This window comes from Streptomyces sp. NPDC055025, assembly GCF_053608565.1.
This window is the reverse complement of the sequence record NZ_JBSGVS010000089.1, coordinates 21,107-27,418: the sequence shown is the minus strand read 5'-3', so window position 1 is coordinate 27,418 and position 6,312 is coordinate 21,107. Positions and strand designations below refer to the sequence as shown.

General features: G+C 73.5%; 1 protein-coding gene. It reads right to left on the bottom strand.

Annotated features, from left to right (window positions below; translation table 11 throughout):
• Positions 1 to 5,922: beta-ketoacyl synthase N-terminal-like domain-containing protein (locus tag ACWGDX_RS35925; RefSeq protein WP_453632537.1), on the bottom strand; the 5,922-nt coding region annotated here is incomplete at its 3' end.
• Positions 5,923 to 6,312: the final 390 nt, after the last annotated feature.

The following is a 6,312-nucleotide window of genomic DNA, read 5'->3' as shown; positions in this document are numbered from 1 at the left end:
GCCCAGAAGCAGGACCGTACCGCCGCTCTCGACGGAGCCGGTCACCTCGGGCAGTTCGGTCTCGGTGAACTCCAGCCGCTGCGGGGCCAGGATCTCGGCCTCCGCGGTCGTGGGCGGCTCGGCGGACGGCGCCGGGGCGGGAGCGGGAGCGGCCGTCTCCGCCGGGCCCGCGAGCAGGTCGACGAGGAGTCCGGCGATCCCGGCGGCGGTACGGGCGGCGCTCAGGCCGTCCAGATCGGCGCCCGCGCCGACCGGAAGACCGAGACGAACCGCCAGCTCACCGGCGATCTCCGCCCGCTTGATCGAATCCACACTCAGATCCGCCTCCAGATCAAGCTCCGGCTCGATCATCTCCACCGGATACCCCGTACGCTCCGCCACCACCGCGAGCACCGAGCCCAGCACCGCGTCCCGGTCCATCGCCGGACCGGACGGACCAGCCGGACCTGACGGACCGGACAGGAGAGCCACGGGGGCCGCGCTGGTGGCGGGGCCGGAACCCTCGCCGAACGCGGTGACCAGCAGCGCGGCGATCCCGGCGGCGGTACGGGCGGCACTCAGGCCGTCGATATCCGTACCCGCGCCCACCGGAAGACCCAGACGGACCGCCAGCTCACCCGCGATCTCCGCCCGCTTGATCGAATCCACACTCAGATCCGCCTCCAGATCAAGCTCCGGCTCGATCATCTCCACGGGGTAGCCGGTGCGCTCCGCCACCACGGTGAGGACCGACGCGAGCACGGACTCCCGGTCCGTCGCGGGCCCGGCCGGGACCGCCACGGATACGGCAGGCGCGGCGCTCACCGCGAGGGCCGGCGGGGACAGGGGGGCGGGCAGTGCGGCGGGAACGGTCACCGGGGCCGCCGCGTAGGCGAGGGGCCGCTCGGCCGGGGCGGCCACGGGCCCGCCCAGATAGCTCAGCATGACATCTCGCTGGGCCGCCACCAGATCCCGGCTGGTGCGCAGGAACTCGGCGACGAGGGCGTCCGGTCCGGACGCGGCGGCGCCATGGGGAGCGTGGTTCTCCGGCACGATCAGCTCCGTAACGGGTCGGGCGGGGTGCAGGGCGTCGGGGGGAATGGTGCCGTCGGCGCGGCGGACGAGCTGGCCGTCGACGGTCCAGCCCGCGGCCCGCTCGGCCACGGCGGTCTCGGGGTCGACCGCGTCGCGTCCCTGGAAGAGCCGGCCGGTGCGGACATCGACACCGCTGACGGCGAGCTGTGCCAGAGCCGAGAGGAAGCCGGTCAGTCCGGCTCCCCGGCCGCCGTCGAGCGGCACGGCGCGGTGCGGGCGGTCGCCCAGGACGGCGGAGACCAGCCGGCTCAGCACCCGGCCGGGACCCACCTCCGCGAAGACCCGGGCGCCGGCCGCGTACATGGCCTCGATCTGCTCGGTGAACCGGACGGGCGCGCCGATCTGTGCCGCGAGCCCGTCCCGTACCGCCTGCGGGTCCGCCGGATACGGATCGGCCGTGCGGTTGGCCCAGACATCAAAGGCGGGTGCGTACACGGTCATTCCGGCCAGGCTCTCGGCGAAGGCGTCACCCGCCCCGGCCAGCAGCGGGCTGTGGAAGGCGCAGGCGACCTGGAGCGGCTTGGCCGCGTATCCGGCGTCGCGCAGCCGTGCCACCGCGATGCCCATCGGCCCGGTGGGTCCCGAGATGACGGTCTGCTCGGGGGCGTTGCGGTTGGCGGCGACGACGGCCCCGTCGAGACCGGCCGTCCGCAGCACCTCCTCGACCTGCTCGGCCGTGGCGGAGACGGCCGCCATGGTGCCGGGGTCGCCCCCCTCGACCTGGGCCAGGATGGCTTGGGCGCGGGCCGCGCTGGCGGTGAGGACGTCCCGCGGCGCGAGCGCGCCGGCCACTCCGAGCGCGACCAGTTCGCCGTAGCTGTGGCCCGCGGCCATGGCGGGGCGTATCCCGAGGGAGGCCAGCAGTTCGGCGGCGGCGAGTTCGACGACACCGAGCGCGGGCTGGGCGACGGCCGTGTCGGTGATACGGGCGAGCTGGCCCGCCTTGCCCTCCTCGTCGAAGGCGGCGGGCGGGTAGAGCGTGTCCGCCCAACGGGCGCCGAGCTGGAGATGGCGCTGCAACTCGGGGAAGGCGACGAAGAGTTCGGCGAGCATACCGGGGCGCTGGCTGCCCTGTCCGGGGAAGAGGAACGCCAGCTCACCGGAGACCGAGCCGTCCGAACGGCCCGACTCGACCGGACCGACCGTACGGCCCGGCTCGTCCGGACCGACCGAGCCGCCCGGACCGCCCGTGGTCTCGTCGGCCGTGTGGAGACCCGCCTTGGGGTCCTGCTCCCCCTCGACGGCCCGGCGCAGCAGCTCCGCGAGTCCGGCCAGGCTGTCCGCGACAAGGGCGATTCGTACGGACTCGCCGCGGCCGGCCGCCTGATCGCTGCGGCGGGCCGTATGACGCGCGTAGTCGCGCAGCCGCCACTGCCCACCGTGCCCGAGGAGTTCCAGCAGGGCGCGGGCGGAGCGGCGCGCCGCCTCGGCGTCCCGGCCCCGGAAGGTGAAGAGTTCGGCCGGCCAGGTGTCCAGGGAGTGCGCGGGTGGCGGCTGGTCATACGCGCGTAGAACGACATGGAAATTCGTGCCGCCGAAACCGAAGGCGCTCACGCCCGCGACGCGCTCCGCCGGTTCCGCGGCCCAGGGCCGGGCGGCGGTGTGGAAGACGAACGGGCTGCTCCCGCCGTCCCAGGCCGCGTTGGGCTGCCGTACATGCAGCGTCGGCGGCTTCACCCCGTGGTGGAGGGCCAGGGTGGTCTTGATCAGTCCGGCCAGTCCGGCGGCGCACTTGGTATGTCCGATCTGGGACTTCACCGAGCCGATCGCACAACTGGCGGGCTCGGCCCCGGCCTCGGTGAACACCTCGGTCAGGGTGGCCAGTTCGGTACGGTCGCCCACGACGGTGCCGGTGCCGTGGGCCTCGATCAGACCGACGTCGGCGGGCGAGACCCCGGCGTTGCGGTAGGCGCGGGTGAGCGCGGCGCGCTGACCGGCGGGGCGGGGCGCGGTCAGGCCCAGGGCGCGGCCGTCGCTCGCGCTGCCGACACCGTCGATCACGGCGTAGATCCGGTCGCCGTCCCGCTCGGCGTCGGCCAGCCGCTTGAGCACCACACAGGCCACGCCCTCACCGAGCGCGATGCCGTCGGCGGCGCCGTCGAAGGTGGCCGAGCGGCCGGTCGGGGAGAGCGCGTGCACCGAGGAGAAGAGCAGATAGTCGTTGATGCCGTTGTGCAGGTCCGCGCCGCCGCAGAGCACCAGATCGCTGGTACCGGTGATCAGTTCCTTGCAGGCCACGTCCACGGCGGTGAGCGAGGAGGCGCAGGCGGCGTCGACGGTGTAGTTGGCGCCGCCGAGGTCGAGCCGGTTGGCGATCCGCCCCGCGATGACATTGGCGAGCATCCCGGGGAAGGAGTCCTCGGTCAGCCGGGGCAACTGCTCGTCGAGCGCGGACGGGATGGTGCCGACATAGCCGGGCAGCACCGTGCGCAGCGTGGTCGCGTTGGACAGATCGCTGCCGGCCTCCGCGCCGAACACCACGGAGGTACGGGCGTGATCGGTGCCCTTGCCCGCGTATCCCGCGTCGGCCAGCGCGCGCCGCGCCGCCTCCAGCGCGAGCAGCTGTACGGGTTCGATGCTGGCCAGTGAGGCCGGCGGGATGCCGTAGCGCAGCGGGTCGAAGGGGATCTCGGGCAGGAAGCCGCCCCAGCGCGACGGGGTGCGCTCACCGTCGCCGTCCGGCGCGTAGTACCGCTCGGCGTCCCAGCGGTGGGCCGGGACCTCGGTCACACAGTCCTTGCCGGCCAGGATGTTGGCCCAGAACTCGGCGAGGTCGGGGGCGCCGGGGAACATACCCGCCATACCGACGACGGCGATCCGCAGCGGCGCGGGGGCGGGCTCCTCGGCGGTGCCGGTGAGACCGAGCGCGGTGCGCAGTCCCGCGGCGCGGTCGCGCAGCCACGCGGCGGCCCCGTCGGCGACGGAGTCGTGCAGGGCGGCGACGCTGGTGGTGGCGGAGCGCAGCACACAGACCTCGCCCGCCATGAACATGCCCTCGTCGGCCTGGCGTGTCTCGTCGACCGGGAGCAGTTCGTCACCGACCCGCTCGATCCCCTTGCTGGCGAGCCTCAGCCTGCCGACGTTGAACCGCTCCAGGTGCTCCCAGATCTCGCGGTCGGGCACGCCCCGCCCGCGCAGTTCGTCCTTGAGCGCCGCGAAGTCCTCGGTGATGGCGCTGTGCGCGCACCGGGTGGCGTGGCCGGGTGCGGTCTCCAGCAGATCGGTGCGCTCGGCGGCGACGATCCGGCGCTGGAACAGCGGCTGGATCGCCCCGGCCGCCACGGCCTCCTCGGTGAAGAGATACGCGGTGCCCATCAGCACACCGAACGCGACTCCGGCGCGGGTCAGCGGGGCGGCCAGGGCGGCGGCCATCGCGGCCGAGCGCTCGTCGTGGATACCGCCGGCGAACAGCACCGTCAGCTCACCGGCCGCCCCGGGCCCGGAAGCGGCGAGGAAGTCCAGCAGTACGTCGGTCTGGGCCTGCCAGAGCGGGAAGCTGTTGCGCGGTCCGACATGACCGCCGCACTCGGCGCCCTCGAAGATGAAGCGGCGTGCTCCGGCGGCGAGGAACTGCCGCAGCAGGCCGGGCGAGGGGACATGCAGAAAGGTGGTGATGCCCTCGGCCTCCAGCGCGGCGGCCTGGGCGGGCCGGCCGCCCGCGATGATCGCGTGGGTCGGCTTCAGCTCCCGTACGACATCGAGTTGCGCGGTCTTGATCTCCTCGTCGGCGAAGCCGAGCACACCGACGCCCCAGGGCGCGTCCGCGAGTGCCTCACGGGTGCGCTCCAGCATCGAGCGGGTGCGCTCCGCGCTCGCGAGGGCCAGCGCGAGAAAGGGCAGCGCGCCCCCGGCCGCGACGGCGGCGGCGAAGTCGGGCTCGTCGCTGACACGGGTCATCGGCCCCTGGGCGATGGGCAGTCGGGTGCCCAGGACCCGGGCGCCCGGCGATCCCGCGGCCAGCGCGGCGGCGGGCTCGTCGTCCGCCACAGCGGCGGTCATCGCGGCCCTGACACCGCGGACCGCCTCGCCCACGGTTGCCCAGCGCTCGGCGAAGGCGGCGGCGAGGAAGGCGTCCTGACCGACCGGCAGGAACTGGGTCCGCGGATCGTCACCGCCGACCCTGGCCGCGAACTCCGCCGGGTCCTCGGGGAGTTCGGGAGCGCCGGGGCCACGGCGGCGCAGCACCCGTGTCCCGTGGTGGAGGACGGTCTCGGAGCCGTCGAGCCCGGTGAGCGCGGCGGTGATCTCCGCGGGCAGCCCCGCCTCGTCGAACAGCGCGAGCTGGGTGTCCAGTACGACACCGGCCGCGCCCCCGGCGACGACGGCGGCGGCCGTGTGGGGCCCGATGCCGCCGCACGCCCAGACGGGCAGGGTGACGGACGGGTCGGCCAGTACCTGCTGCAACAGCACGAAGGTGCTCAACTCACCCGCGCGGCCCCCGCTTTCGGCGCCGCGGACGATCAGTCCCGAGGCCCCGTCGGCGACGGCGCGCAGGGCGCCCGCCAGATCGGTCACCTCCACCAGGACACGACGGCCGGCGAACTCGGCGGGCGAGCGTCCGGGATCCGCCAGCAGGACGGTGTCCACCGCGTCGGGCAGATCGGAGACGGCCACGGAACAGCCGGGGCGTATCCGGACTCCGAAGGGCAGCGGCGACCAGCGGCGGGTGCGGTCGAGTGTCTCGGCGACATCTCGGGGGTCATCGAGGGACAGCTCCAGCACGCCGATCGCGCCCGACCGGGCGGCGAGGGCCGTCAGCCGTGGCGATGGCCGGTGCAGCGGATTGACGACGATGACCGAGTGTGGCAGCGAGAACTCGATGGACGCGCCGGGTTCCGGCATCGGCATGAAGTCTCCCGAATCAAGTGGGGGGTTGACCGTCGGGTAGGTACTGGCGGGTAGTTAACTGGCCCGGCTTCCCCGGGGTCAAACGGTCACACTGCGCGACACGTGACCCTCTGTCGATCATCAATCACGCGCGGTAGTGGAATATTTTCGATGAGCCGCCAGCAAAGGGACGTTTTTCAAGGACGCCATCCAGGGCTCACGTGCGCGATATCGCGCTGTCATGCCCATGAAATGCGAGCTCTGCATCCAGGGCCGCGACTGTGCCGAAGGTCACAACGGCGCGGGAGCCCATTGGACCGTCCGACGGTACCGCCTACGGGGCGTGACGTAACCCCCCGGGACGACAACGAAGCACATCCGTCCGGGACGTCGCCCGATCCCGAAGAAACG